The organism is Arhodomonas sp. AD133, from assembly GCF_051195215.1.
Taxonomy (GTDB): domain Bacteria; phylum Pseudomonadota; class Gammaproteobacteria; order Nitrococcales; family Nitrococcaceae; genus Arhodomonas.
Window position 1 is genome coordinate 50,783 of sequence record NZ_JBNAZM010000005.1, and the last position, 26,474, is coordinate 77,256.

Annotated in this window: 32 protein-coding genes; 14 read left to right on the top strand and 18 right to left on the bottom strand. The window is 67.9% G+C overall.

The genetic code is table 11. From position 1 onward, the window contains the following. The first annotated feature begins 142 nt into the window (after positions 1-142). From ACPEES_RS04665 to ACPEES_RS04680, 4 genes are all read left to right on the top strand, one after another. Positions 143-1,630, top strand: coding sequence for a leucyl aminopeptidase (locus ACPEES_RS04665; RefSeq protein ID WP_435101538.1), 1,488 nt, complete (start codon positions 143-145; stop codon positions 1,628-1,630). 10 nt (positions 1,631-1,640) lie between these two features. Continuing rightward, positions 1,641-2,066 (top strand): DNA polymerase III subunit chi, encoded by a 426-nt coding sequence (locus ACPEES_RS04670; RefSeq protein ID WP_435101539.1) that lies wholly within the window; start codon positions 1,641-1,643, stop codon positions 2,064-2,066. A 35-nt stretch (positions 2,067-2,101) separates the two neighbouring features. Then, positions 2,102-2,323 (top strand): hypothetical protein, encoded by a 222-nt coding sequence (locus ACPEES_RS04675; RefSeq protein ID WP_435101541.1) that lies wholly within the window; start codon positions 2,102-2,104, stop codon positions 2,321-2,323. A 134-nt stretch (positions 2,324-2,457) separates the two neighbouring features. Then, positions 2,458-5,256, top strand: a complete 2,799-nt coding sequence (locus ACPEES_RS04680) for a valine--tRNA ligase (RefSeq protein WP_435101543.1) — start codon at positions 2,458-2,460, stop codon at positions 5,254-5,256. Between the two features lie 69 nt (positions 5,257-5,325). Here ACPEES_RS04680 and ACPEES_RS04685 read toward each other — a convergent pair whose 3' ends face one another. From ACPEES_RS04685 to ilvN, 8 genes are all read right to left on the bottom strand, one after another. After that, positions 5,326-5,547 carry a DUF2970 domain-containing protein gene (locus ACPEES_RS04685; protein WP_435101545.1) on the bottom strand — a complete coding sequence of 74 codons (222 nt, stop codon included), beginning with the start codon at positions 5,545-5,547 and terminating at the stop codon, positions 5,326-5,328. A gap of 104 nt (positions 5,548-5,651) precedes the next feature. Beyond that, positions 5,652-6,200 carry a hypothetical protein gene (locus ACPEES_RS04690; RefSeq protein ID WP_435101547.1) on the bottom strand — a complete coding sequence of 183 codons (549 nt, stop codon included), beginning with the start codon at positions 6,198-6,200 and terminating at the stop codon, positions 5,652-5,654. A gap of 2 nt (positions 6,201-6,202) precedes the next feature. Next, complete coding sequence (locus ACPEES_RS04695; RefSeq protein ID WP_435101549.1) at positions 6,203-7,459, bottom strand: MFS transporter; 1,257 nt, start codon at positions 7,457-7,459, stop codon at positions 6,203-6,205. Beyond that, the gene (rimI, locus tag ACPEES_RS04700) at positions 7,456-7,929 is read right to left on the bottom strand and encodes a ribosomal protein S18-alanine N-acetyltransferase (RefSeq protein ID WP_435101551.1); all 474 of its coding nucleotides are present in this window, start codon (positions 7,927-7,929) and stop codon (positions 7,456-7,458) included. Before rimI ends, ACPEES_RS04695 begins: the two co-directional genes overlap by 4 nt. Next, positions 7,926-8,804, bottom strand: coding sequence for a uracil-DNA glycosylase (locus ACPEES_RS04705; protein ID WP_435101553.1), 879 nt, complete (start codon positions 8,802-8,804; stop codon positions 7,926-7,928). The genes rimI and ACPEES_RS04705 overlap by 4 nt, the downstream gene beginning before the upstream one ends. Then, positions 8,773-9,549, bottom strand: coding sequence for a CDP-diacylglycerol--serine O-phosphatidyltransferase (gene pssA, locus ACPEES_RS04710; protein WP_435101555.1), 777 nt, complete (start codon positions 9,547-9,549; stop codon positions 8,773-8,775). The genes ACPEES_RS04705 and pssA overlap by 32 nt, the downstream gene beginning before the upstream one ends. Positions 9,550-9,668: 119 nt before the next feature. Continuing rightward, a complete protein-coding gene (gene ilvC, locus ACPEES_RS04715) occupies positions 9,669-10,685 on the bottom strand; it encodes a ketol-acid reductoisomerase (RefSeq protein WP_435101557.1) in 1,017 nt (338 codons plus the stop codon). Positions 10,686-10,777: 92 nt separating this feature from the next. Next, positions 10,778-11,272, bottom strand: a complete 495-nt coding sequence (gene ilvN / locus ACPEES_RS04720; protein ID WP_435101559.1) for an acetolactate synthase small subunit — start codon at positions 11,270-11,272, stop codon at positions 10,778-10,780. Positions 11,273-11,514: 242 nt separating this feature from the next. Between ilvN and ACPEES_RS04725 the strand changes: the two genes are divergently transcribed. The 3 genes from ACPEES_RS04725 (at position 11,515) to ACPEES_RS04735 (ending at position 14,416) form a co-directional block, all read left to right on the top strand. Beyond that, a complete protein-coding gene (locus ACPEES_RS04725; protein ID WP_435101561.1) occupies positions 11,515-11,988 on the top strand; it encodes a DUF4124 domain-containing protein in 474 nt (157 codons plus the stop codon). A 120-nt stretch (positions 11,989-12,108) separates the two neighbouring features. Next, positions 12,109-13,812, top strand: coding sequence for a proline--tRNA ligase (locus ACPEES_RS04730; RefSeq protein ID WP_435101563.1), 1,704 nt, complete (start codon positions 12,109-12,111; stop codon positions 13,810-13,812). 10 nt (positions 13,813-13,822) lie between these two features. Then, positions 13,823-14,416 (top strand): lytic transglycosylase domain-containing protein, encoded by a 594-nt coding sequence (locus ACPEES_RS04735; protein WP_435101565.1) that lies wholly within the window; start codon positions 13,823-13,825, stop codon positions 14,414-14,416. A gap of 1 nt (position 14,417) precedes the next feature. On the opposite strand, the gene trmH is transcribed toward ACPEES_RS04735, so the two are convergent. Then, positions 14,418-15,080: a tRNA (guanosine(18)-2'-O)-methyltransferase TrmH gene (gene trmH, locus ACPEES_RS04740; protein WP_435101567.1), complete on the bottom strand. Its 663-nt coding sequence runs from the start codon at positions 15,078-15,080 to the stop codon at positions 14,418-14,420. Between the two features lie 372 nt (positions 15,081-15,452). Between trmH and ACPEES_RS04745 the strand changes: the two genes are divergently transcribed. Next, entirely contained in the window at positions 15,453-16,322 is an 870-nt protein-coding gene (locus ACPEES_RS04745) for a sugar nucleotide-binding protein (RefSeq protein WP_435101569.1), read from the top strand. Between the two features lie 30 nt (positions 16,323-16,352). Here ACPEES_RS04745 and ACPEES_RS04750 read toward each other — a convergent pair whose 3' ends face one another. The 5 genes from ACPEES_RS04750 to ACPEES_RS04770 all read right to left on the bottom strand — a co-directional run bounded on the left by ACPEES_RS04750 (position 16,353) and on the right by ACPEES_RS04770 (position 18,260). Then, positions 16,353-16,712 (bottom strand): sirohydrochlorin chelatase, encoded by a 360-nt coding sequence (locus tag ACPEES_RS04750; RefSeq protein WP_435101571.1) that lies wholly within the window; start codon positions 16,710-16,712, stop codon positions 16,353-16,355. Between the two features lie 12 nt (positions 16,713-16,724). Continuing rightward, positions 16,725-17,057: a c-type cytochrome gene (locus tag ACPEES_RS04755; protein ID WP_435101573.1), complete on the bottom strand. Its 333-nt coding sequence runs from the start codon at positions 17,055-17,057 to the stop codon at positions 16,725-16,727. Positions 17,058-17,069: 12 nt separating this feature from the next. Beyond that, positions 17,070-17,393: a c-type cytochrome gene (locus tag ACPEES_RS04760; RefSeq protein WP_435101575.1), complete on the bottom strand. Its 324-nt coding sequence runs from the start codon at positions 17,391-17,393 to the stop codon at positions 17,070-17,072. A 249-nt stretch (positions 17,394-17,642) separates the two neighbouring features. Further along, entirely contained in the window at positions 17,643-17,912 is a 270-nt protein-coding gene (locus ACPEES_RS04765) for an acylphosphatase (RefSeq protein ID WP_435101577.1), read from the bottom strand. A 42-nt stretch (positions 17,913-17,954) separates the two neighbouring features. Further along, positions 17,955-18,260 carry a DUF4398 domain-containing protein gene (locus ACPEES_RS04770; RefSeq protein WP_435101579.1) on the bottom strand — a complete coding sequence of 102 codons (306 nt, stop codon included), beginning with the start codon at positions 18,258-18,260 and terminating at the stop codon, positions 17,955-17,957. Positions 18,261-18,344: 84 nt separating this feature from the next. Between ACPEES_RS04770 and arsC the strand changes: the two genes are divergently transcribed. From arsC to ACPEES_RS04785, 3 genes are read left to right on the top strand one after another with little or no spacing between them, the layout of a single operon-like run. Then, positions 18,345-18,689: an arsenate reductase (glutaredoxin) gene (gene arsC, locus ACPEES_RS04775; protein WP_435101581.1), complete on the top strand. Its 345-nt coding sequence runs from the start codon at positions 18,345-18,347 to the stop codon at positions 18,687-18,689. Between the two features lie 2 nt (positions 18,690-18,691). After that, complete coding sequence (gene wrbA / locus ACPEES_RS04780) at positions 18,692-19,297, top strand: NAD(P)H:quinone oxidoreductase (protein WP_435101583.1); 606 nt, start codon at positions 18,692-18,694, stop codon at positions 19,295-19,297. Continuing rightward, positions 19,294-19,659 (top strand): DUF2069 domain-containing protein, encoded by a 366-nt coding sequence (locus ACPEES_RS04785; RefSeq protein ID WP_435101585.1) that lies wholly within the window; start codon positions 19,294-19,296, stop codon positions 19,657-19,659. Before wrbA ends, ACPEES_RS04785 begins: the two co-directional genes overlap by 4 nt. 21 nt (positions 19,660-19,680) lie before the next feature. Here ACPEES_RS04785 and hda read toward each other — a convergent pair whose 3' ends face one another. Both hda and ACPEES_RS04795 read right to left on the bottom strand, forming a co-directional pair. Beyond that, positions 19,681-20,409, bottom strand: a complete 729-nt coding sequence (hda, locus tag ACPEES_RS04790; protein WP_435101587.1) for a DnaA regulatory inactivator Hda — start codon at positions 20,407-20,409, stop codon at positions 19,681-19,683. After that, on the bottom strand, positions 20,406-21,449 hold the full coding sequence (locus ACPEES_RS04795; RefSeq protein ID WP_435101589.1) for a DUF2066 domain-containing protein: 1,044 nt from the start codon (positions 21,447-21,449) through the stop codon (positions 20,406-20,408). Before ACPEES_RS04795 ends, hda begins: the two co-directional genes overlap by 4 nt. A gap of 180 nt (positions 21,450-21,629) precedes the next feature. Here ACPEES_RS04795 and purM point away from each other — a divergent pair, with 180 nt between their 5' ends. The 3 genes from purM to ACPEES_RS04810 are packed head-to-tail and all read left to right on the top strand — an operon-like array spanning position 21,630 to position 24,098. Further along, positions 21,630-22,685 (top strand): phosphoribosylformylglycinamidine cyclo-ligase, encoded by a 1,056-nt coding sequence (gene purM / locus ACPEES_RS04800; protein ID WP_435101591.1) that lies wholly within the window; start codon positions 21,630-21,632, stop codon positions 22,683-22,685. Further along, on the top strand, positions 22,682-23,350 hold the full coding sequence (gene purN / locus ACPEES_RS04805) for a phosphoribosylglycinamide formyltransferase (RefSeq protein WP_435101593.1): 669 nt from the start codon (positions 22,682-22,684) through the stop codon (positions 23,348-23,350). Before purM ends, purN begins: the two co-directional genes overlap by 4 nt. Positions 23,351-23,363: 13 nt before the next feature. Next, a complete protein-coding gene (locus ACPEES_RS04810) occupies positions 23,364-24,098 on the top strand; it encodes a DUF3108 domain-containing protein (RefSeq protein WP_435101595.1) in 735 nt (244 codons plus the stop codon). A gap of 581 nt (positions 24,099-24,679) precedes the next feature. Here the strand turns inward: ACPEES_RS04810 and dcd are convergent. After that, entirely contained in the window at positions 24,680-25,249 is a 570-nt protein-coding gene (gene dcd, locus ACPEES_RS04815) for a dCTP deaminase (RefSeq protein WP_435101597.1), read from the bottom strand. A gap of 106 nt (positions 25,250-25,355) precedes the next feature. Next, positions 25,356-26,447 carry an iron-sulfur cluster carrier protein ApbC gene (gene apbC / locus ACPEES_RS04820; protein WP_435101599.1) on the bottom strand — a complete coding sequence of 364 codons (1,092 nt, stop codon included), beginning with the start codon at positions 26,445-26,447 and terminating at the stop codon, positions 25,356-25,358. Positions 26,448-26,474: the final 27 nt, after the last annotated feature.

A 26,474-nucleotide genomic window follows, 5' to 3' on the forward strand; every position in this document is an offset into this window, starting at 1 on the left:
ATTGTGGGAAAACCGGCGATAACGGGCGAAAATCGCGCGAATCTGGGTTAGGATAAGTTTTTCACGCATAACGAATGCCCCCGGCGGCGCCGAGCAGGCCCGCCGCACGGGCCTACGTCGGGCAACCGCGAAGGAGATATCGATGGAGTACTCGGTCAAGAGCGGCAACCCGGAGAAGCAGCGCTCGGCCTGCGTGGTGGTCGGCGTCTTCGAATCCCGCCGGCTTTCCAGCGCCGCTGCCCGCATCGACGAAGCCAGCGGGGGATTCCTCACCCAGTTGGGGCGCCGCGGCGATATGGAAGGCCGGCTCGGCCAGACGCTCATGCTCACCAATGTACCAGACACCCTCTGTGACCGAGTGCTTCTCGTGGGTTGCGGACGCGAGCGCGAATTCGACGACGGCGCCTACCGCCAGGCGGTCGCTGCCATGACCAACGCACTGCACGACAGCGGCGCGGTCGAGGCAGTGAGCTATCTCCCCGACCTGCCGGTCAAGGCCCGCGACAACATCTGGCGCGTGCGCGAGGCCGTGCAGACCGTCGACAGCACCCTCTACCGCTTCGATCGCCTGAAAAGCCGCAAGGATACGCCGCGACGTCCGCTACGCAAGCTCACTCTCTCGGTTCCCAGCCGGCGCGACCTGGCGCCGGGCGAGCGGGCAGCGCGCGAAGGTCATGCCATCGCCCAGGGCATGGGGGTCGCCCGCGATCTCGGCAACCTCCCGGGCAACATCTGCACGCCCACCTACCTCGCCGACCAGGCTCGCGAGCTCGCCGAGCAGTACGAACGTCTGGAAGTGGATATCCTCGGCCCCGGCGAGATGGAAGAGCTCGGCATGGGCGCGCTGCTGTCCGTCGCCCGTGGCAGCCGTCAGGAGCCACGGCTGATCGTCATGCGCTACCGCGGAACCGACAGCGATGCACGGCCCTATGCGCTGGTGGGCAAGGGCGTGACGTTCGATAGCGGCGGCATCTCGATCAAGCCGGCGGCGGCCATGGACGAGATGAAGTTCGACATGTGCGGCGCAGCGAGCGTCTTCGGCACGGTCAAGAGCGTGCTCGAGCTGGAGCTGCCGATCAACGTGGTGGGCGTGGTCGCCGCCACCGAGAATATGCCGGACGGTAATGCGAGCAAACCCGGTGACATCGTCACCACCGCGTCCGGCCAGACCGTCGAGATCCTCAATACCGACGCCGAAGGCCGCCTCGCGCTGTGCGACGCACTCACCTACACCGAGCGCTTCAATCCGGAAACGGTCATCGACATCGCCACTCTGACCGGTGCGTGCATCATCGCCCTGGGGCACGAGGCACACGCAGTGCTGGGCAATCACCACAGCCTGGTGAGCGAGCTCATGCACGCCGGACGGGCCACGGCGGATCGCTGCTGGGAGCTGCCCCTGTGGGACGAGTACCAGGAGGCACTCAATAGCAACTTCGCGGACATGGCCAACGTCGGCGGCCGCCCGGCAGGCACCATCACTGCGGCATGCTTCCTCTCGCGTTTCACCAAGAAGCAGCGCTGGGCGCACCTGGACATCGCAGGCACTGCCTGGAAGAGCGGCGACCAGAAGGGCGCGACCGGACGCCCGGTACCGCTGCTCACCCAGTACCTGATCGACCGGACCTGAGGCGGTTTCAGTGCGGGTCGATTTCTACGTGCTGCCGGGGGACACGCCGGCAGCACGCGAGCACTTCTGCTGCCGCCTCGCCGAGAAGGCGTGGCGCGAAGGGCTGCGGGTGGTGATCCTCGCCACCGACGGCCCGGCGGCCGCCCGCCTCGACGAAGCGCTGTGGACGTTCCGCGAGGGCAGCTTCGTGCCCCATGCGCTCGCGCGGGAAGCCGACACCCACGAACCGGTGATCATCACCACCGAGGCGCCGCCGACCGATCGCGATATGCTGATCAACGTCACAGACCGACTGCCCGACCCATGGCAAGCTTACGAGCGTGTCGCCGAGATCGTCATCCAGGCAGCGGAAGTCATCGGCCCGGCACGGGCACGTTTTCGCAGCTACCGGGACGCCGGCGTGACGCCCACTAACCACACACTCGGCTCGGGATGATGACGACGCCCCGGCCGCACGCATGGATGCTGTTCATGGACGATCGAAACGCCGCTCGACAAGGTGCCGCCGAGCCACCGGTGCTGCTCGACGTCGTCCGCCCCGGTGAGGCGGAAGCACCGGGCCCTGCTCTGGCCTACCGGCCGACACTGCGGACGCGGCAGTGGCTCAACCGCACGCTGCGCGCCTCCCTACGCAATCATCTCCCGGCGCTCGCCCGCCAGCACGTCCAGGCGGCCCTGAAAAACGGCGGCTGACGGCGCGGACGACCCCGCGGAAACACCTCAGCGGTACTAGGCGCTGTTGCGCACGCACACAAATACGTGTGTGCGTCGGTTATACTTCGTGGTTTAGCCGTGCAACCCAGCAAGCATCGGGATTCCACCACACCATGGAGAAAACGTACGACCCGCGCGCCATCGAGTCCCGCTGGTACGAAACCTGGGAGCAGAAGGGCTACTTCGCCCCCTCCGGCGAGGGCGATCCCTACTGCATCATGATCCCGCCCCCCAACGTCACCGGCACGTTGCACATGGGCCATGCCTTCCAGGACACCATCATGGACACGCTCACCCGCTTCCAGCGGATGCGCGGGCGCAACACGCTGTGGCAGCCGGGCACCGACCACGCCGGCATCGCCACGCAGATGGTGGTCGAGCGCCAGCTCAACGCCGAGAACCGCACCCGCCACGACCTCGGCCGTGAGGCCTTCGTGGAGCGAGTCTGGCAGTGGCGCGCCGAGTCCGGGGGCACGATCCAGAACCAGCTCCGGCGCATGGGCGCTTCCGTAGACTGGTCCCGCGAACGCTTCACCATGGACGACGGCCTGTCCGAGGCGGTGCGCGAGACCTTCGTGCGCCTCTATCACGAGGGGCTGATCTACCGCGGCCAACGCCTGGTGAACTGGGACCCGGTGCTGCACACGGCGGTCTCCGACCTGGAGGTGGAGTCCAGCGAGGAGAAGGGCCACATCTGGCACATGCGGTATCCGCTCGCCGATGGCAGCGGTCACCTGGTGGTGGCGACGACCCGCCCCGAAACCATGCTAGGCGACACCGCCGTGGCCGTGCATCCGGAGGACGAGCGTTACCGTCACCTCATCGGCAGACACCTCCGCCTGCCGCTCGCCGAGCGCGAGATTCCGGTGATCGCCGACGACTACGTCGACCCGGAATTCGGCTCCGGCTGCGTGAAGATCACACCGGCACACGACTTCAATGACTACCAGGTGGGCCTGCGCCACGATCTCCCGCAGATCAACATCTTCACCCCGTCGGCGGCGGTCAATGACAACGCCCCCGAAGCCTACCGCGGCCTCGATCGCTACGAGGCGCGCAAGTGCGTGGTCGCCGACCTCGACGCCGAGGGGCTGCTCGAGCGCGTCGAGGACCATACGCTGATGGTGCCCCGGGGCGACCGCACCGGCGCGGTGATCGAGCCCTATCTCACCAATCAGTGGTTCGTCGACCTCACCCGTGACGTCCAGGACGACGGCCGCCCCGGCGGACGCCGCGAGATCACCCAGCCTGCCATCGACGCGGTGAAAAACGGTGATATCCGCTTCATCCCCGGTAACTGGGACAAGACCTACTACAACTGGCTCGAGGATATCCAGGACTGGTGCATCAGTCGCCAGATCTGGTGGGGCCACCGGATCCCCGCCTGGTACGACGCCGACGGCGACGTCTACGTGGGCCGCAGCGAGTCGGAGGTGCGCGAACGCCACGGCCTGGGCGACGACGTCTCCCTGACCCGGGACGAGGACGTCCTCGACACCTGGTTCTCCTCGGCGCTGTGGCCGTTCTCCACCCTGGGCTGGCCCGAGAACACCGACGCCCTGCGCACCTTCTACCCCACCTCGGTGCTGGTCACCGGCTTCGACATCATCTTTTTCTGGGTCGCCCGGATGATCATGATGGGCCTGAAGTTCATGGGCGATGTGCCGTTCCACGAGGTCTACATCCACGGCCTGGTGCGCGACTCCGACGGCCAGAAGATGTCGAAATCCAAGGGCAACGTGCTCGATCCCATCGACATCGTCGACGGCATCGACCTGGAGTCGCTGGTGGAAAAACGCACCAGCGGGCTCATGCGGCCCCAGCTAGCGCCGACCATCGAACGCCAGACACGCAAGCACTTCCCCGAGGGCATCAGCGCCCACGGCACCGACGCGCTGCGCTTCACCTTTGCGAGCCTTGCCACCACCGGACGCGACGTGGTCTTCGACATGGGGCGCGTGGATGGCTACCGGAACTTCTGCAACAAGCTCTGGAACGCCGCCCGTTACGTGCTGATGAACACCGAGGGCGAGGACACCGGCGTCGCCGGCGGGGAGATCACCCTCTCGACCGCCGACCGCTGGATCATATCGCGCCTGCAACGCGCCGAGGCCGCGGTCATCGAAGGGCTGGAAGCCTACCGCCTGGACCAGGCGGCGCAGGCGCTGTACGAGTTCATCTGGGACGAGTACTGCGACTGGTACCTGGAGCTCTCCAAGCCCGTCCTCCAGCAAACGGGGGACCCGGCGGCACTGCGCGGCACCCGCCGCACCCTGGTGCGGGTACTCGAGGCGGTGCTGCGCCTCGCTCACCCGCTGATGCCGTTCATCAGCGAGGAAATCTGGCAGCGTGTCGCCCCGCTCGCCGGTGCCGAAGGCGAGACGGTCATGCGGCAGGCCTACCCGACGCCCGACCCGGCCCGCGAGGACCCCGAGGCCGAAGCGGAAATCGCCTGGGTACAACGCTTCATCCTCGGCGTGCGGCGCATTCGCGGCGAGATGAACATCGCGCCGAACCGGCCGCTGCCGGTCCTCCTCGCCAACGCTGCCGAGAGCGACCACGAACGCGTTGACCACCACCGGGACTACCTCTCGGCGCTGGCCCGCCTCGAGTCCATCGAGTTCGTGGCACGCGACGACGCACCGGAATCGGCAATCGCGCTGGTGGGGGAGATGGAGCTGCTGGTACCGATGGCCGGGCTCATCGACAAGGACGCCGAGCTCGCGCGTCTGGCCAAGGAGCGCGGCAAGATCGCCAAGGATCTTGAACGCGTGGAAGCGAAGCTCGGCAATGAGAGTTTCGTCGCCAAGGCGCCGGAGGCAGTGGTGCAGAAGGAGCGGGACAAGCTCGCGGAAATGCGCTCCGCCCTGGCCCGGCTCGACGAGCAGTACGCCCGCGTCGAGGCGATCTAGTCGCGGTGTCGAGGGACAGTGTCCCGAACACGCTGCACGGCGGGCATTAACCGTCCGCCGTGCAGCCCTTCAACCGCTCCCGGCCGCGCTCAACACCAGGTTGACCACCACCACGAGCGCTATCACGAACAGCGCCGTGAACACCACGCCACCGATTATGAACGCCGCGGGGCTCCCCTGGGTGAAATCGCGCTGACGCGCCTCCTCGCTCTGCACGCCGAGGGCCGCGGCGACCACGCTCTTGATGACCTGCCAACGCGTGGGACGGGATTCACTGCCTTCATCTTTCATCGCTTCCTCTCGGTAACCATTGCGACGCCCGATCGTCGTGCCATCCTCGGCGCGAGGCGCCAAGCCCGACGACCGCGAGACCGTGCGCCTGACGACCACCGGCTTCAACGCCCGGGATCGAGTTCGACGATGCCACGCCGCCACGCCTCGATTCGCGCCGTCAGATCGGGGCCTGCGGAGACGTCACGCTCGGGGAACCGGTAGCGGAATTCGAACGTTTCCATGGGGGCTCCCTCGCGTGCGACGAGCCGATAGAGCCGGTAGCCAGCGCGGCCGGCGCCGACACCGAGCGTACGGGCCTCCACGAGATAATCCGAAACCGGCTCCCCGGGCAGCTCCCGGGCGCGAAGATCGGGGCGGCCGATGGAGATATGGGCAAGGCTTTCCACGTACCCGCGCAGAAAACGCTCAGCAGCCACGTCACCCAGATAGCGACGCCACAAGAGCTCGCGCCGCTCGCCCTCACCACCGGCGCGGAAGCGCCGGCTCTCGACCTGCCCGCAGCGCTCCGCAGCGACCAGACGATAGCCTTCGCCGGCAAAGAGCAGGCGTTCGGGGGCATCGATCGAGGCACAGAAATCCGCCGTCCAGCCCGGCGCGCTCATGGCCGCGAGCACGGCGAACAGCGCGATGCGCGATAGCAGTCGATGCATACTCAGCCTCCGTGTTCCGTGGCCGGCATGAGCTCCTCGTCCGGCACCCGGGCGAGCAGCAGCGCACCGGCGGCGAACATCAGAATCAATGCCAGCATGGAGTAGCGCACGTCCCCGAACCAGGTACCGAACAGGCCGAACAGCGGCGGCCCCAGCAGCGCCGCGAACTTGCCCAACAGATTGTAGAAACCGAAGAACTCGCCGGCGCGTTCCGCCGGAATCAATCGGGCGTAGAGCGAGCGGCTGAGTGCCTGCACGCCACCCTGCACCAGCCCCACGAGCACCGCAATCACGTAGAATTCCCAGGGCTCGCGAATAAGCGCACCCCATACGCAAACCACAGCATAGACCAGCAGCCCGAGGTAAATCGCGCGCCGCGGGCCGATACGTTCGCCCAGCCGCCCGTAGGCGATGGCCGCGGGAAAGCCGACGAACTGCACCACGAGCAACGCGATGATCAGATCCGACTGCTCGAAGCCCAGGGAGCGACCGTAAGCCACGGCCATGCGGATCACGGTATGCACCGCGTCAATATAGAGCCAGTAGGCGACGAGAAAGATCACCACGGCGCGCAGCCCGCGCAGGTGACGGAAGGTCGCCGCCAGCTGCCGCACACCGGCGCGCAATGCCCCGCTACGCGGTCGCACCGGACGTTCGGGCACCAAGGCGGCCAGCGGTACAGAGAATACCGCCCACCACAATGCCGTCGCCACGAAACCGGCGCGGGCCGCGGCGCCACCATCGGCGAAACCGAATACGCCGGGATTGAGCGCTGCGAACACGCACCCCAGGTAGAGCAGCCCCCCGCCGAGATAGCCGAGCCCATAACCGAACCCCGAGACCGAGTGCCAGCGCTCGCTCGGCGCGATCTCGACCAGCAGGGCATCGTAGAATACGTTGGCGGCCATGAAGCCCACGGACGCGCAGACGAACAATGCCGCCGCCGTTACCCAGGCACCGCCCGGCACCCAGGCCAATGCCGCGGTGGCGAACATGCCAGGAACGGCGAAAACGAAAAGCAGCCGTTTGTGCGCGTGGGTGCTGTCAGCGATCGCACCCAGCAGCGGAGCCGTCAGCATGAGAATCAGGCTGCCGAGCGCATTGGCCCAGCCGAGACGGAGATTGGAAGCCGCCGGCGTGGCGTCGGCACTCCAGTAGTCCTGGAACAGCAGCGGGAAGAAGCCTGCCATCACCACGGTGGAGAAGGCGGAGTTGGCCCAGTCGTACCACGCCCACGCCCAGATCTGGCGCCGATTCACGAGACGTCGACGCTCCGGCAGAGTACCAGTGCATCCTCGCGACCGTCGTCGCTCGGATAGTAGTCCCGCCGCCGCCCCACCTGTCGGAATCCTTCACTGAGATAGAGACGCAGGGCGTGCACGTTGCTCGGGCGCACCTCCAGGAAAACGTTGTCCGCGCCCAGACGCTCGGCCTGGCGGACGGCCCGCCGCAGCAGCCGACGGCCGAACCCCTGCCCCTGGCGCGCCGGCGTCACCGCGAGGTTGAGCACATGCGCCTCGCCCCCGGCCGAGGAGAGCAGCAGATACCCCACCACCTCGCCGGCGTCGAGCTGCACGGAGCAGTCGTAGCCCACCCGCAGGCAGTCCCGGAAGATGCCGCGTGTCCAGGGATAGTCGTAGGCGGCACACTCGATACGCAGCACGGCATCTAGGTCCGACTCCCGCATCGGCCGGATGACGGAGAGAAAGGCAGACGGCTCGGCACTCATGACACGCGCTCCTCTTCCCGCAGCCGATCACGGACCTGCTTCAGATCCTGCCATGCCTTGGCCTTTTGTGCTGGGCTACGTAGAAGGTAAGCGGGGTGATAGGTGGCGAGCAACGGCGTCTGCCGCGGCCCGTACTGATGCCAGCGGCCGCGCAGCCGCCCCAGGGGCTGGCCCGAGCCGACCAGGTGCTGCGCAGCGATGCGCCCCACGGCAAGCAGCACGCGCGGCCGGACCAGCTCTATCTGGCGGCGCAGGTAACCCTCGCAGGCAGCGATCTCCTCGGGACGCGGATCACGGTTGCCCGGCGGGCGGGACTTCAGAATGTTCGTGATATAGACGCCGTCGCGACTGAGATCGATGGCGCGGAGCATTTCGTCCAGCAGCCGGCCGGCGCGGCCGACGAATGGCTCGCCCCGCCGGTCCTCTTCGGCACCGGGAGCCTCGCCGACGATCATCAAATCGGCGCTGTGGCAGCCTACCCCGAACACCGCCTGTGTGCGGCTTTCGTGGAGGGGACAGGCGGTGCAGTCCACGACTTCCTCGCGCAGACGCTCCCAGGCCTGCTCGTCACCGGAGGGCGGCGGCTCCGCCTCGCCCCCGTCGCCAGTGATGGCTCGTTCCCGGGAGGGCGCTTCGGATTCCACTGCGGCCGGCGGCGCCCCCGTGGCGCATTCGCCGGCTGGGTCCGATTGGGGAGCGGGGATCTCCTCGCGAGCAGCGGTCGCCTGATCGGTGGCTTCATCCGCATCCGGCCCGGGGCGATGTCGGCGGACCCACACCGGCACGCCCATGCGTTCGAGGTAGGCCCGTTGCCGTTCGCCGCTCACCCCGTTCCCCCGGAAATCACGGGTGGTGATGATGCTGATGCCGGGCACGCAGCCGCCGGCGCCTGAGAATCACCGTCAGCACCGGCCCCGATCCCATGTACCCGAGCGCGACCAGGAACAGTACCGTGGGCGGATGGACCGAGGTGAGCGCCACTACCAGCACCAGCAGGACGATGACAATGAACGGCACCCGGTAGCGGAAGTCCACCTCCTTGAAGCTGTAGTAGCGGACGTTGCTCACCATCAGGATGCCGGCGGCCACCACCAGCAGGAAAGCAGGCACGCCCGCGCCCCAGCCTCCGAAGTCGAGGCGGTTGCCGGCCCACACCATTCCCGCCAGGGTGGCGGCCGCCGCGGGACTGGGCAGGCCCTGGAAAAAGCGCTTGTCGGCCACCCCGGCCTGGGTATTGAAGCGGGCGAGACGCAGCCCCGCGCAGGCCGTGTAGACAAACGCCCCCAGCCAGCCGAGCTTCGCCCAGAATTCCCCGAGCTCGGCGAGATCCCGCAGCGCCCACTGGTACATCACCAGCGAGGGCGCGATACCGAAGGAGACCATGTCGGCGATGCTGTCGTACTGCACGCCGAAATCGCTCTGGGTGTTGGTCAGCCGGGCCACGCGACCGTCCATGCCATCCATCACCATGGCGACGAATATGGCGATCGCGGCGGTCTGGTAAGCGTCGTTGTTGGCGGCCACCACCGCATAGAAGCCGAAGAACAGGGCAACGGTGGTAAGCAGGTTGGGTAGCAGGTAGATGCCGCGACGCCGCGGCCGTGGAGTGTCCTGGTTCATGGCCCTCTCGGGTCGCCGAATTCACGCCCGCCAGCATAGCAACGGACGGCCGCGGCCGACGGGGCGCGGCACAGCGCGCGGACGGCGTCCGGCCCCCGGACGCCGCCGTAACGTTACACCTAGTTACGCTCGCGATCGACGAGCTGCTTGGCCCGGATCCAGGGCATCATGTCGCGAAGCTTGCCGCCCACCTCTTCGATGGGGTGCTCGGCGGCCTTGCGACGCATGGCCTTCAGCGTCGGCGCGTTGGCCTGGTTCTCGAGGACGAACTCCTTCGCGAACTCGCCGTTCTGGATCTCGGTGAGAATCTCGCGCATCGCCGCGCGGGAATGCTCGTTGATCACCCGCGGGCCGCGCGTGAAGTCACCGTACTCCGCCGTGTTGGAGATGGAGTAGCGCATGTTGGCGATACCGCCCTCGTAGAGCAGGTCCACGATGAGCTTGGTCTCGTGCAGGCACTCGAAGTACGCCATCTCCGGGGAGTACCCGGCGTCCACGAGGGTCTCGAAACCGGCCTTGATGAGCTCGGTCATGCCGCCGCAGAGCACCACCTGCTCGCCGAAGAGATCCGTCTCGGTCTCCTCGCGGAAGGTGGTCTCGATGACGCCGGAGCGCCCGCCGCCGATGGCTGACGCGTAGGACAGCGCCACATCGCGGGCGCGCCCGGTGGGGTCGCGATGAATGGCGATGAGCGCGGGCACGCCACCACCTTCGACGTAGGTGGAACGCACCAGATGCCCCGGGCCCTTGGGTGCGATCATCATCACGTCGAGATCGGCGCGCGGCTCGATCTGGCCGTAATGCACGTTGAAGCCGTGGGCGAAGGCGATCGCGGCGCCTTCCTTGAGGTTGGGTTCGATCTTGGCCGCGTAGATGCTGGCCTGGTGCTCGTCCGGCGTGAGAATCATCACCATATCGGCGCGCGCGCTCGCGTCCTCGATGGACGCGGTCGCCAGCCCCGCCTGCTCGGCCTTCTTCGCCGAGGCCGAGCCCTGGCGCAGCCCCACCACCACGTCGACGCCCGACTCCTTGAGGTTATTGGCGTGGGCGTGGCCCTGGGAGCCGTAGCCGATGATCGCGACCTTCATGCCCTGGATGATGGAGAGGTCGGCATCTTTGTCGTAGAAAACCTTCATTGTTCCACCGTTGAAGTTGGGTTACTGCCACGTACCCGGGTCCCGCCGCGCCGAAGGCTGGCCGGGTCGCGCTGCGCGCATACCGCAGCGGCTCAGATGCGCATCTGACGGTCGCCGCGGGCGATGCCGATCACGCCGGAGCGCACGACCTCCACGGGCGTTTTGCGCCCGATGACCTCGAGGAAGGCATCCAGTTTGCTGCTGGTGCCCGTGAGCTCGATGGTGTAGGTCTTCTCGGTGACGTCGAGGATGCGCCCGCGGAAGATATCCGCCAGGCGCTTGAACTCCTCGCGCGCGTCATTGGCCGCGGCCTGGACCTTGACCAGCATCATCTCCCGTTCGATGTGCTCGGCCTCGGTGATGTCCAGGACCTTGACCACGTCCAGCAGCTTGTTGAGCTGCTTGATGATCTGCTCGATGATCTGATCGTCGCCAATGGTGACCAGCGTCATGCGCGAGAGCGTCGGGTCGTCCGTAGGCGCGACCGTGAGGGACTCGATATTGTAGCCGCGAGCGGTGAACAGTCCGGCGATACGTCCGAGCGCACCGAACTCGTTGACCACGAGGATTGAGATAATATGCCGCATGATCCCTACCAAGAAAGCGCCCTGGCAACGGTAATCGGCCCGCTGCCTCGGACTCGCGCATGGAAATGCCGGGAAACTCCAAAACCTACTTGGCGGCGCACAAGCCGTCAAGCATGGCACCCTGCGGCGCACAGCGATATCAATCCGGATTTCGACAGCGTTTCCGATTCCGGAAACCGGTGGTTGTGCACGCCCCGTGGGACCGGATAATGGGGCGGCACTGGACCTTCAGGAGGATTTCCATGCTCAGGACGGCCATTTTCCTCGCAGTGCTGGCACTTGCGACCACACCGCTTCAGGCGGCGAAAACGTACAAGTGGACCGACGCCGACGGCAAGGTACACTACGGTTCCCAGCCCCCCCAGGACGCGGACGCGAGGGAACTGCGCGTCCCGGGCGCCGGCAGCGGCGACGACGCCTCGAGTGCCGGCGACAGTGACCGGACCGCAGCGGACGACGAGCAGCAGGAGAGCGGGAAAGACAAGGACAGCGAGGACGACGAACGCGGCACGCCGGACCCCGAGTGGATGGCCAAGCAATGCGAGAGCGCGCAGAAGAATCTCCGTATCTTCACCGACGCGACCCCGAACCAGCGCTTCCGCCGGCCGGACGGCACTGTCGTGCGCTATACCGAGGAGGAGATCGCAGCCGAACGCGAAGAGGCCCGGAAATTCGTCGACCAGTACTGCAAGGACGGCGACAACACCGGCGGCTGACTCCTCCCCGGACCCGTTGAACGCGGCGCACGCAAGCGTCCGGCGTGACATTGCCCGCGTCAGGGCCTACGCTCTGACGCCTTGACAGAACCCCAGATTCCGCGGAGGCACGACGCGACCATGCGAGCCAGCCGATTCCCCCTGTTCACCTCCAAGGAGACGCCGGCCGACGCCGAGATCGTCAGCCACCAGCTGATGCTGCGCGCCGGGCTCATCAACCGGCTGGGCGCCGGGCTATACACGTGGCAGCCGCTGGGCCTGCGGGTGCTGCGCCGTGTCGAGCGCGTCGTGCGTGAGGAAATGAACGCCATCGGAGGCATGGAGCTGCTGATGCCGGCGGTGCAACCCGCCGAGCTGTGGCAGGAGTCCGGGCGCTGGGATCTCTACGGGCCGCTTCTGCTGCGGATCAAGGACCGTCACGAGCGCGACTTCTGCTTCGGCCCCACCCACGAGGAGGTCATCACCGACTTCCTCCGACGCGAGCTGCGCAGCTACCGCCAGCTGCCGCTGACGTACTACCAGATCCAGACCAAGTTCCGCGACGAGACGCGGCCTCGCTTCGGGGTCATGCGCGCGCGCGAGTTCCTGATGAAGGACGCCTACTCCTTCCACATGGATGCCGCCTCTCTCGGCGAAACCTACCAGGACATGCGCGGTGCCTACACACGCATCTTCGAGCGCCTGGGCCTCGAGTTCCGCGCCGTGAAGGCGGACTCGGGATCCATCGGGGGTAGCGTCTCCGAGGAATTCCACGTCCTCGCCGACTCCGGCGAGGACGAGATCGCCGCCTGCGACTGCTGCGACTATGCGGCCAACACCGAGCTCGCCGAGAGCCGGCCGGCGGCACCAGCCGACGAGCCCCCGGCGACCGCCGCCGAGCACGAGACACCGGGCATCTCCACGGTGGCAGAGCAGGCCCGGCTGCTCGGCATCGAGTCGCAGCGGGTCGTCAAGAGCGTCGTGGTGATGGCCGACGATCAGCCCGCCGTGCTGTTCGTCGCCGGCGACGACGAGCTCAATCTGGTCAAGGCCGCGCGCGCCCTGGGCGTCGAAGAGGTACGCCTCGCCGAGCCCGAGGAGGCCCTCGAGGCCACCGGCGTGCCGCGCGGATTCATCGGTCCGGCGGGCCTGCGCGACGGGCTGCGCACGCTGGTGGATCAGCGCGCGGCAGGAATCCGCAATTTCTCCTCGGGGGCCAACCGGGCCGACTGGCACTGGGTCAATCTCAACTGGGACCGTGACGCCGCCCTGCCCGAGACTGCCGATCTGCGCACGGTGCGTGCCGGCGAGCGCTGCCCGCGCTGCGACGGGCGGCTCGGCATCACCCGCGGCATCGAGGTGGGCCACATCTTCCAGCTCGGCACCAAGTACAGCGAGGCGATGGAGGCGACCGTGCTCGACGAGAGCGGGCGCAACGTCCCCATGCACATGGGCTGTTACGGCATCGGGGTCTCGCGTGTGGTCGCCGCGGCCATCGAGCAGAACCACGATGACAGCGGCATCATCTGGCCGGAGCCCATGGCCCCGTTCCAGGTGACCATCGTCTCCATCAATGCCCACAAGTCCGAGCGCGTCGCGACCGAATCGCAGCGCCTGTACGACGAGCTGCAGGCAGCGGGACTGGAGCCGCTGTGGGACGACCGCCAGGCGCGCCCCGGCGTGAAATTCGCCGACGTTGAGCTCATCGGCGTCCCCCACCGCATCGTCGTGAGCGATCGCGGCCTCGACGCCGGCACCGTGGAGTACCGCCACCGCCGTGCCGAGGACAACGAGACACTGCCGCTCGCCGAAGTCGTGGACGAGCTGCGGCAGCGCTGCGGCTGAGACGGGCCCGATGAGCGCACGGATGCGCGCCACGCTCGGCGGTTTCGTCCTGGCGGTCACCGTTGTCCTGGCCAGCACTCCGGTGGCCACCGCGTCCAGCGGCCAGGCGCCTGACCCGGCACTGCGCAAGGCGCTGGAACGGGCGCTGGAGAGCTCGGACAGCTTCCGTAACCGCTTCGACGCCGAGGTGTGGCTGATGGACATGTCCACCCGCCTCGCCGACGACATACCCGACCCGGAGGAGCGCATGAACTTCCTGCGCACGCTCCACTACGAGGCGACGCGCGCGGAGCTGGAGCCGGAGTGGGTGCTCGCGGTCATCGAGGTGGAGAGCGACTTCCGCCGCTTCGCGATCTCGAGCGCCGGCGCCCGCGGCTACATGCAGATCATGCCGTTCTGGCTGGAAGAGCTCGATCGCCCGGACGACAACCTCTTCCGCACCGAAACCAACCTGCGTATGGGCTGCACCATCCTGCGCCACTACCTGAATATCGAAAACGGCAACCTCACGCGCGCGCTGGCACGTTACAACGGCAGCCTGGGCAAGACCTGGTATCCGAACCTGGTGTTCGATGCGCTACGCGAGGAATGGCACGCGCAGTGATTTACTGCGGCAGACCGCCGCTCACGTGCCCTTCTTCGTCCAGCTGCGGATACGCCAGCCCCCGCTCCCGGCAGTACCGCGCGATGCGCGGCTGCATCCACTCGAAGAGCTTGCGCCGATAAGTCGCGGCATCCAGGCGGGGGCGGTCGTAGGCACCGGCGGCGGCGCGCTGACGCTGCGCCTCGAACAGCAACACGGCACCGGCCACGGACACGTTCAGCGACGCACCCAGCCCTGCCATGGGGATCACGACGTGCTCATCGGCGAGCTCCGCGCCCTGCGCGCTCACGCCGTGGAGCTCCGCGCCCAGGAGAACGGCGCAGGGGCGAGTGTAATCGACGCTGCGGAAATCGACGGCGCGCTCGGAGAGGTGGGCGGCATAGACCTTGAGATCCCGGGCCTGCAGCGCGGACACCGCCTCGTCGACGGCCTCGTGGGTGTGCACGTCCACCCACTGACCGATGCCCGCGGAGCTGTGGCGATGCAGGTCGAAGCCCTTCCCCGCAGCGGTCACCGCATGCGCCTCCGCCACACCCACAGCATCGCAGGTACGCAGGATCGCCGAGAGGTTGTGGGGCTTGTGGACCTGATCGAGCAGCACCTGAAGGTCCGGCTGGCGGCGGTCCAGGGTGGCGCGCATACGCGCGAGGCGCTCGGCTGACATAGTGTCTCCGCAAATGCCATGGGGTGCGTTACTAACCTTTGCGAAAGTATTGCCAGGTCTCAGTGGCCGTGTGCGCCGCTGTGGCAAAGCGCGAGGAGTGTGGTGTAGGAAGGTCACCATGAGCGACGAGCAACGCAGTCCACAGCGGCGCACACGGCCACCCGCAGGGCGCCACTGCGCGGCGCCTCGGCGGCGTTGCGCTCGCTTGACGTGAGCCTCGCCACGCCGGCGCTCCCGCGCCTTGCCGAGACACCGCGCAGTGACGCTGAAACCTGGCAATACTTTCGCAAAGGTTAGTATTGTACGGGGCTCCGTATCCCCCTCAACAGGCAGCGGGGAAAACGGAGAACGACAACGCTCAACGGAACGACTATGCCGCCACGCTACCGGGACATCCTCATCGCCGGCTGCGGCCGAATCGGCCAACGTCTGGGCCTCGCCCTCGCCACCACCGGTGCTCGCGTCTGGGGCCTGCGTCGCAGCGATGCCCCACTGCCCGCGCCGATCATCCCCGTGCGCGCCGACCTCACCGACCCCGAGACACTTACCGCGGCGCTGGACGGCTGCCGGCCACAGGCGGTGTTCTACATCACCACCCCCGCGGAATACACGGAAGCCGGTTATCGCGCTGCGTTCGTCACCGGGCAACGCAACCTCATCGAAGCCCTGCAGGCGCATGACGTACATCCGGCCTGGCAGTGCTTCGTCTCCAGCCTGAGCGTCTACGCCCAAAGCGACGGGGAATGGGTGGACGAATCGAGCCCCACGGAACCGGCGAATTTCTCGGGGCGGCGACTGCTGGACGGAGAAGCGATCACGGCGGGGGCACCATGGCCGGCCACGGTGGTGCGTTTCGCGGGCATATACGGGGGCGGGGGCGGGCGCGGCCGGCTCATCCGCCGGGTGCGCGACGGTAGCGGCTGCGTGGAATCGCCACCGCGGTGGACCAACCGCATTCACGAAGACGACTGCGTCGGCTTTCTCGCCCACCTGGCGAGCCTGCCTGAGCCCGAGCGCCTCTACCTCGGTGTCGACGACGAACCAGCGCTGCAGTGCACGGTCATGGACTGGCTGGCCGAACGCCTGGGGTGCCCACGGCCGCCCCGCGTCGCCGGCGAGACGCAACCCCCGCGTGGCGGCAATCGTCGCGCCCGCAACGAACGCCTGCACGCGAGTGGTTACCGGCCCCTTTACCCCACTTTTCGCGAGGGCTACGCGGCCGTGCTCGCGGGCAGCGACTGACGCTGCGACGAAGGCGACGAAGACGCCCGGCTAAGGCACGAGCTCGGCGATGAGCTGAGCGAGCCGGTGCTGGGCGCCCAGATAGCGCTCCAGCCGTATCGTTACACCGGGATGGCGCTCGCGAGCGGCCTCGATGATCCCCGGGACGTCACGGATTACGTGATGGCCGGCCGCCAGGAAGTAAGGGAAACAGACGATCTCAGTGGCACCGACGCCCACCTCGCGATCGATCGCCGTGGCGATGTCCGGCTCGGCGAGCTCCAGAAACGCGCAGCCGACCCGATCGTAGCGGCCGTCCATTTGTGCGGCGACGGCCGTCGCCAGCCCCCGGACCTCGTCATTGGACGCGTCCCGGCGGCTACCGTGAGCGATCAGCAGCAGGCTGCGCATGGCCACACGCCCTCAGTTGCGAGAGATGCTCTCCAGCCCGCTGTCGAGCGTGGAGAAGTACGTGGCGAGATCCGCCATGTCCTGCTGCGAAAGCCCCGCCGCCTGACCGCTCATGACGGCGTTCTGTCGATCGCCGTTCTTGTACGCCCGCAACGCCTGGTAGAGATAGTCGGCGTGCTGGCCGGCGATCTTCGGGAACGTGGGATTGTTGACCTCCGGGCCGTGGCAAGCCATGCATGCCTGGGCCTTGTCCTTGCCCGCGGCGGCGTCGCCGGGTTTCAGAGCCGCGGCATGGCCGGCGAACATCACGCTGGCGGCGGCAAGGCTCATGAGGGTGCGCTTCATACCTTCCTCCGTTTACTCGTCGCCGCCGGCCTGCTCGAAGTAGGCCGCGATGTCCTGCATGTCCCGCTCGCTGAGCGTGGCGGCCTGCGCGCGCATGGTCTCGTGGGAGCGCTGGCCGTTCTTGTAGGCTTTCAGCGCCGAAACCAGGTACTGGGCGTGCTGCCCCCCGAGCTTGGGCACATGGTAGTTGGGATAGGCATTCCGGTAGCCCTCGACCCCATGGCAACCCAGGCAGGTCGCCGCCTTGCGCTCACCGGCGGCGGGATCGCCGGCCGCATGGGCGGTACCGGCGAGCGCCAGCACCAGGCCGGCGACGGGTAGAAGCTTTGCTCTCATCGGTCCCCTCTTGCAAAGTCGAAAACGCAAACCGTTATGCGGCAACCCCGGCAGGCAGTCGCGCGCCGGGCTCCGGACGCGCAATTGGCGCAATATGGTTCCACGTCTCCCCGCGCGGGTAAAGGTAAGGCCGAGCAATTGTCGTGGCCGCACGGGCTCATTCCGGCGCTCCGTGGGCGTGCGCACCGGTTACAGCGCCGTCACCGCGCCGGCCGCTGCGAGCGCCATGGCAGCCGGTTCCGCCGGCGTTTAGCGGATGTGGAACCCGGCCGGCGCGTCGTCGGGCGCGGAAACTTCCTCCAATGCGTCCACCCGTGCATGTGGCGGACCTTCACGCAGCCACGCCTCGAACTGTCCCAGGGCCTCCTCCGCGCCGCAGGCTGCCACCTCCACACGGCCGTCGGCCAGATTCGCGGCATAGCCGCTCACGCCCAAACGTTGCGCGGCCTCCCGGGCGCTCGCACGAAAGAACACGCCCTGGACCCGTCCACGGACACGCCAGGCACGACATGTCATCATCGGCCTCCTGGTAGCTCGTTTCGGTGAATGCGCGGCGACGTGTCAGCGCGACCCCACGCCGGGACGCGCGGCACGGGCGTACTCACGCGCCCGGCGCGCCGCCTCGCGAGCCGCCGCATAATCGCCTTCACGCAGATGATCGCGGGCGCGCTCAAGCCAGTTGCGGGCACGGGCCAGCGTCGATCCGGCGGCGGACCGCGCGCCCGCGCGTTCCGCTGCCGCAACCGCCTGCCGGGCGTCGCTCATCTCCTGCACGGGGGGGCTGTCGGTAGCGCTGCCATTACCGGTGGCGCAGGCCGCGAGCCCCAGGCACAGCCCCACCAACACCGCTGCAGAGACTTTTCGCACCGTTGCCTTCCTGCCCGTCCGCCGCCAAGATGCACGCCATTGTAGCGGAGCTTCCACTGGATGAAAGCAACGAGGACGTGGGCAATGACGGTACGCATCTATCACAACCCGCGCTGCTCGAAGTCCCGGCAGACCCTCGCGCTGCTGCGCGAGCACGGCGTCGAGCCCGACATCGTCGAGTACCTCAAGACGCCGCCGTCGGCGACCGAGATCGAGCGCCTGCTCACTTTGCTCGAGCTCGAGCCGCGCGAGCTCATGCGGCGCAAGGAGCAGGAGTACCGAGATCTCGGCCTCGCCGAAATCAGCGACCGCGGCCGACTCATACAGGCCATGACGGAGCACCCGCGCCTCATGGAGCGCCCGATCGTCGTCAACGGCGAACGGGCCACGCTCGGCCGTCCACCCGAGCAGGTTCTGGAGATCCTGTGACCATGGCCGAGATCCTTGTGCTCTACTACAGCCGCTTCGGGGCGACGGCGACGATGGCCGAGCAGATCGCCCACGGCGTCGAGTCCGTGGAGGGTGCCTCGGCGCGGCTGCGCACCGTGCCCCCCGTGTCGACGGTGTGCGAAGCGACCGCCGACGACATTCCCGCAACGGGCCCGCCCTACGCGGAGACCGCGGACCTCGCCGAATGCGACGGGCTCGCGCTGGGAAGCCCCACCCGCTTCGGCAACATGGCCGCGCCACTGAAGTACTTTCTCGACAGCACATCGGACCTGTGGTTGTCGGGCACTCTGGCCGGCCGCCCGGCGGCGGTCTTCACCTCCACGGCCTCGCCCCATGGCGGCCAGGAGACGACCTTGCTCACGATGATGGTGCCGCTGCTCCACCACGGCATGTACCTGGTGGGACTGCCCTATACCGAGAGCGCGCTGCGCGAGACCAGCGGCGGCGGCACGCCGTACGGCGCGAGCCATTACGCCGGCAACCACAGTGACCGGCCGGTGGACGAGCACGAGCGCCGCCTGTGCCGAGTGCTGGGCGCTCGCCTCGCCGACGCTGCCGTAACCCTGGCGCGGGGACGCACCGCGTGAGTCGCGGGACGTGGTTCTACCGTGGCGCCCTCGCGGGCTGGACCGCCGAGTTCTGCCTGCTAATGGTCTGGTACCTGTGGCTGGCGCCACCGCCGGCGGCCCTGCGGGCGCCGGTACTGCTCGCGGTGGTGCTGCCCTGGTTGCTGCCGCTGCGCGGGCTACTCAGACGCCGGCGCTACACGATCGCCTGGAGCAGTCTGCTGGTGCTCGCCTATTTCATTCACGGCATCCTCGCCGCCGCGGCACCGCCGCCGGAACGTTGGCTGGGGCTGGTGGAAACGGGCCTGGCCGTCGGCTATTTCACGTGCGCGGTGATGTTCGTGCGGCGGACACGCAGCGCGCCCGCCGCACAGCAAGGCTGAGTCGCCGGCGGAGCGCGCCGGTCATTCGCGCGCGTCGGAGGGCCCGAGGACGCGCTTGAGAAACGGAATGGTCAGCCGCCGGTGGGCCTGCAGGGAGGCGACGTCGAGCTCCTCGAGCAAGCCGAAGAGATAGCGTGTGCGGCGCGGATAATGCGCCAGCAGGTAGCGGGCGGTTTCCTCCGGCAGCTCGATGCCGCGGCTCGCCGCGCGGCGGCGCAGCGCCTCGAGCCGATCCTCGTCGGAGAGCTCGCGCAGCCGGAACACCAGCCCCCACTGCAGGCGCGAGACCAGGTCGGGCAGGGTCAACCCGATACGGTCCGGCCGCTGGTCGGCGGCGACCATGAGCTGGCCACCGGCATCGCGCAGGCGATTGAAGAGAAAGAACAGCGCCTCCTGCCACGCTGGGCGGTTGCGCAACAGATGCAGGTCGTCCAGCGCGACGACGCCCACATTCTCGAGGCCATCCAGCAGACCCGCGCTCCACTCGAGCATGTCTTCCAGCGGCAGGTAGACGGCCGTGCGCCCCGCCGCTGTAGCAATGCTGCAGGCGGACTGCAGCAGGTGCGTCTTGCCGGTGCCGGGCTCGCCATACAGATAGACCGGTTGGCCAGGACGGACCGCGGCGCGCCGCACCGCTGCCACGGCCTCGGCGTTCGGCCCCGGCACGAAAGCGCCGAGCTCCGCGGACTCGTCCCAGCGGAAGTCGAGGGCGAGCTGGCGCCACCCGCGCTGTCCGCCCTGCCCGGTCATCGGCTGCCCCCACCGCCCAGCCAGCGGTAGTGCAGCCCCGCCCCGGCGACCGAATCGCGCTGCCACTGCGGGGCACGATCGAGCACGGTCTGCAGCCGCGCCGGGCCGACTTCGGCATCCACCCGGAAACGCCCCCGCCCGGCCTCGAGCGCCTCGAGGCGCACGCCGGTGACGCCGACGCTACCGGCGAGGCGCCGCTCTGCGGCGGCGAGCGCTGCAAGATCGTCGAGACCGCTGACAGTCACCTGAATGCCTACCGCTGCGGCGTCGGGCACCGCCGTGTATTCCTGGCGCAGGCGCGCCACCACCTCACCCCAGACGCGCTCCAACAGCGCGTCGCTCGCTGCCGCACGGGCATCGCCACTCGCCGCTGCCCTGCCGTCGTCGACGAGGGTCCAGCGCGCCTCCCAGCCCTCGCCCTGCCGGGTAAGGCTGAGCATGAGAGCCAGGGGCGTACCGTAGCGTCGAGTCGCCTCGGCAACCACGTCCGAGAAGCCACCAGCGATGTCCGCGTATCGCACCGCCTCACGGTCGGTGAGGTCGAGCACGGGCAGCAGAGTCGCCACACCATAAGCCGCTGCGGCCTCCCGCAGGGCCGGCGCGAGCACGCCGTCTCCCCCCACGAGCCGGCGTGCCCCCGTCTCGGAGACGGCAGCCCAGATCAGCACCGGCGGACGCTCGCTGAGCCATACGGACTCGCCCCGTTCCACCAGGCGCGCCCGCAGCGCATCAGCGTCGAAACTCACCGCGAGCAACTCGCGACCCTCGTCCTGACGAATCGCCGTGGCCGTGACATAGCGGTCCACGCGCGGTGCCAACGCCCGGCTTACCGTCGGCAGCGGCCGGCCGGCGAGGCGTTGGAGCATCTGCCCGAGCGCCTGCGCTTTGGCCCGCTCCTGCGCCTCGGCGTCGCCGCCCGCCAGGACCACGGTCACCTGATCGTTTACCGTCGCGGCCACCGATGCGCCCATTCCCAGGGCCAGCAGCAGACCGCATAGGCCCTGCCGCAACCATCGGCACCCCGCACCCGTTCGCCTCATGTGCACTCCATAGCTCGTTCCGCCCGCGGCGCAACGCCCGGTAAGTTATCATGGCCGCTCTCGGGCGACGACCGGCAATCCCCACGGCCGCAACCAGGTCACGACGCCGCGACCGGTGCGCGCAGCCACCATTGCCCTCGCCCTGCTGGTATTATCGTGCGTTTTTTCCGGGAGGCTGCCGTGGCAGAGGACAGGCACAGCGACGGACTCACCTACCGCGACGCCGGGGTCGACATCGATGCCGGCGCCGAGCTCGTCAACCGCATTCGCGCCGACGTGGCCGCCACCCGACGTCCCGGCATGCTCGGCGATCTCGGCGGTTTCGGCGCTCTGTTCGAGCTGCCGGTGGACCGGTACCGTCGCCCGGTCCTGGTCTCCGGCACCGACGGTGTCGGCACCAAGCTCAAGCTCGCCATCGAGACCGGACGCCACGAGGGCATCGGCATTGACCTCGTCGCCATGTGCGCCAACGACATCATCGTCACCGGCGCCGAACCACTGTACTTCCTCGACTACTACGCCACCGGCCATCTGGACGTGGACGTCGCCGAGCAGGTCATCCGCGGCATCGCCAAAGGCTGCCGCCAGGCCGGCGCCGGGCTGGTCGGCGGCGAGACCGCGGAGATGCCGGGCATGTACGCCCCCGATCACTACGATCTGGCCGGCTTCTGCGTGGGCGTGGTCGAGCGCGATGACATCATCGACGGCGCCAAGGTGTGCGCCGGCGACGCGATCATCGCCGCCGCCTCCAGCGGTGTGCACGCCAATGGTTACTCCCTGGTCCGTCGAATCGTCGAAACCAGCGGCGAGCCTCTGGACACCACCTTCGGCGATACCACCCTCGGCGACGCGCTGATGGCACCCACGCGCATTTACGTGGAGGCAACCCGGACGCTGCTGGAGACGGTGCCCGTTCACGCGATCTGCCACGTCACCGGCGGCGGACTCCCGGAGAACCTGCCGCGCGTGCTCCCCGAAGGACTCGCTGCCGCCATCGACACCGGTTCCTGGCAGTGGCCGGCCGTCTTCGAGTGGCTGCAGCGTCATGGCCGGGTGGACACGGCCGAGATGTACCGGACGTTCAACTGCGGCATCGGCATGGTGTACGTGGTGCCCGCCGAACACGCCCGCACGGCGGTCGAGCGCCTGCAGGCGAGCGGCGAGCAGGCCTGGGTCGCCGGTGATATCGTAGCGCATGGCGACGGTCCGGCGGTCCGCCTGGAGGCGCGGACATGAGCGAACCCCTTCGGGTCGTGGTGCTCATATCCGGCAGTGGCAGCAACCTCCAGACGCTCATCGACGGCCAGCAAGCAGGTCGCCTGCCCATCGACATCCGCGCCGTAGTGAGCAACCGCGCCGACGCTTACGGGCTCGAACGGGCCCGGGCCGCCGGTATTCCGACTCACGTGCTCTCTCACCGTGGCTACGCGGACCGCGCGCACTATGACGCCGACCTCGCAGCGCTCGTCGACGAATTCCAGCCCGGGCTCGTCGTGCTCGCCGGCTTCATGCGCATCCTCACGCCGGCGTTCGTCGCGCGGTACAGCGGCCGTCTGATCAACATTCACCCGTCGCTTCTGCCCGCCTACCGCGGCCTGCGCACCCACGAGCGGGTGCTCGCCGACGGGTGCGGCGAACACGGCTGCAGCGTGCATTTCGTGATTCCGGAGCTGGATGCCGGCCCCGTCATCGTTCAGGCGCGGGTGCCGGTGGAACCGAACGACACCCCCGAGAGTCTCCACCAGAAGGTCCAGGTTCAGGAACATCGCGCCTACCCGCTGGCCGTTCGCTGGATCGCCGAAGGGCGGGCGTGCCTCGACAACGGCGAGGTACGCTTTCAGCGCGTGCCGGACGGGCGCCCTCCTGTCATCGACGCGGACACCGACATCGACGCGCTCTAGATGTGAAACATTCATGGCCCGACTCCTACTGTGCCTTCTCGGCCTGCTCACCACCGCGGCCATCGCCGCGGAATTCGACCCGCCGCCGCCGTTCCGGGCCGAATACGAGCTGAACAAGGGTATGTTGACCCTGGGGCGGGCGACCCTGACCTTCAGCCGCCCGCAGCCGCAGCGCTATCGCTATCGGCTGTACACGCGGCCCACCGGCATCGCCGAATGGTTCACCGACGCCGAGATCCGGGAATTGAGCGAGGGGCGCATCGTGCCCTCGGGGTTCCAGCCCCTGCGCTACGTCTATGACCGCCGCGGGGACGAGCACGCCCGGCGGGCCGAGCTGCGATTCGACTGGTCCAGCGGCACGGTGATGAACGACGTCGGCGAGCACCCCTGGCGCATGGACGTGCCACCCGACGCACTCGACCGGGTCGTCAGTCCGCTGCAGCTCATGCACGACCTCACCGAGCGCACACCGACGAGCAACGAGCGCCTCACTTACCGCATCGCCGACGGCGGCAAGCTCAAGGCCTATCACCTCACCGTCGAGAAGCGCGAGACGGTCTCCACGCCGGCGGGCAACTTCGAAACCCTGCGCGTCGTCCGACGCGCCAGCGATGGCGACCGCATCACCCGCCTGTGGTGCGCACCGGCACTGGATTATCTGGCGGTGAAGGTGGAGCAATGGGAACAGGACGACGGGACGTTCGAGCTGGTGCTAACCGAGGTAGAGGGCTTGCCGAAAGCCGAGTGACGGCGCCCGAGTGACGAGTTTCAGGTTGACGCCGGCGCTCCGGGCTCGCCGAGCTGCGACTACTGGCGCCAGAAGCACGCAGCTCGAAGCGCAAAGTTCAAAGCGGCAAGCGCCCCGCACCGGCAACCGCGGTACCGTGATGCGCGGGCGCACGTCGGCCAGCGCTGCGCGCTCGCCGACCTACGACTTGACCGACAACGGAGCATCTACGCGACTACGCGAGAGGGGCCGAAAGTTGGAGGTCGGGGACCGCCGCAGGCGGTGCCCGACATCTGCAGTCACGTAGGTCGGGGACCGCCGCAGGCGGTGCCCGACATCGGTCACTCTGTGGGACGGGTTCGGCTGCCGGGTGCGAAGGGCGGAACCCGTGCGGGGAAAGTCGGTTGCCAAGAGCAACCGACCTACGAGTTGACCGGCAACGGAGTATCTACGGCCCTTTCCGGTCGACTATACCACTCGCCACCCATGGCACTCCGACGCCTCGATGCCCAGAGCGGGCGAGTCCATTCGATTACAGCCCGTCACCCACGTCCGGCACGCGTTGCTTTCGACTTGAAACTCGCGACGCTCACGTCGCGACCTCACGGCCGTGGCAACGTCACCCCGCGCTGCCCCATGTACTTGCCCTGGCGATCCTTGTACGAGAACTCGCAGCTCTCGTCCGACTCCAGGAACAGCATCTGAGCGACGCCCTCGTAGGCGTAGATCTTCGCCGGCAGGTTGGTGGTGTTGGAGAACTCGAGGGTCACGTGCCCCTCCCACTCGGGCTCGAGCGGGGTGACGTTCACGATGATCCCGCAGCGCGCGTACGTGGACTTGCCCAGGCAGATCGTGAGCACATTGCGGGGTATGCGGAAGTACTCCACCGTGCAGGCGAGCGCGAAGGAATTGGGCGGAATGATGCACACGTCCGAGGTCATGTCGACGAAACTCGCCTCGTCGAATGCCTTGGGATCCACCATCGCCGAGTTGATATTGGTGAACACCTTGAACTGGTTCGCACAGCGCACGTCGTAACCGTAGCTCGAGGTGCCGTAGGAAATGATCCGATTGCCGTCCTCGCCGGTGCGGATCTGGCCCGGCTCGAACGGCGAGATCATGTCGTGCTCGGCCGCCATCCGGCGGATCCATTTGTCGGACTTGATGGCCATGGGCGCTCCCACTGACACTGAATAAATTAGGCAAAAATAGGCGCTTATTTTGCCGTCTGCGCCCACGCCCGTACAGGCCGTCGATCCGGAACGCCGGGCATGATGTCTAGTCCTCGTCCACCTGGATGTTCGGGAACCGGCTCGCCCCCGCTTCGGCCTGGCGCGACAGCCGTGCGGCCGCACGCAGTGCCGCCTCGCGGTAGAGCCCGGCCACCCGGCCATCGGGGTCGGCGACAACCGTGGGCTGGCCGGCGTCCGTCTGCTCGCGGATGCCGATATCCAGCGGCATGGACCCGAGCAGCGCGACGCCCTCGGCGTCGGCGAGCTGCTGACCGCCGCCGGCACCGAAAACATGCTCCTCATGCCCGCAGTTGGAGCACACGTGCAGCGCCATGTTCTCGAGCACGCCGAGCACGGGAACCTTCACCTTCTGGAACATGCGAATGCCCCGCCGGGCATCCAGCGTGGCGATGTCCTGGGGCGTGGTGACGATCACCGACCCCGCCACGGGCACGCGCTGCGCCAGCGTAAGCTGAATGTCACCCGTGCCCGGCGGCAGATCGATGACGAGATAGTCCAGCTCCCCCCAGCGCGTGTCGTTCAGCAACTGGGTGAGCGCCTGGGTCACCATCGGCCCGCGCCAGACCATCGCCTCTTCCTGCTTGACCAGCACGCCGATGGACATGACCGCCACACCGTGGGCAGTCAGCGGCAGAATGGACTTGTTGTCCGGACTCTGCGGACGCTGCCCCTCGATACCCATCATCCGGGGCAGACTGGGACCGTAGATGTCCGCATCCAGCAGCCCCACCTTCGCACCTTCGGCGGCCAGCGCCAGCGCCAGGTTCACCGCACTGGTGGACTTGCCCACGCCGCCTTTCGCCGAAGCCACGGCAATCACGTTCTTCACGCCCTCCATGGGCTTGAGCGCCGCCTGGACCTGATGAGCGGACACCGCCCAGCGCACCTCCACGCTCACATCGTCGGCACCGACACCACGCAGATGCTCGCGCACCGCCTCGACAAGGGCTCGGCGGTAGCGCTCCACCGGAAACCCGAGCTCCAGGGTCACCTCTACGCGGCCGCCGTCCACACGGATCCCGCTCACCGCACCGGCGGTCACCAGGTCCTCGCCCAGATGGGGCTCCGTCCAACCCCGGAGCGCATTCTCCACCGCCGCCTGTGTCAGTGCCGCCATGATCCGTTACCTCGTGCCTTTGCCTGA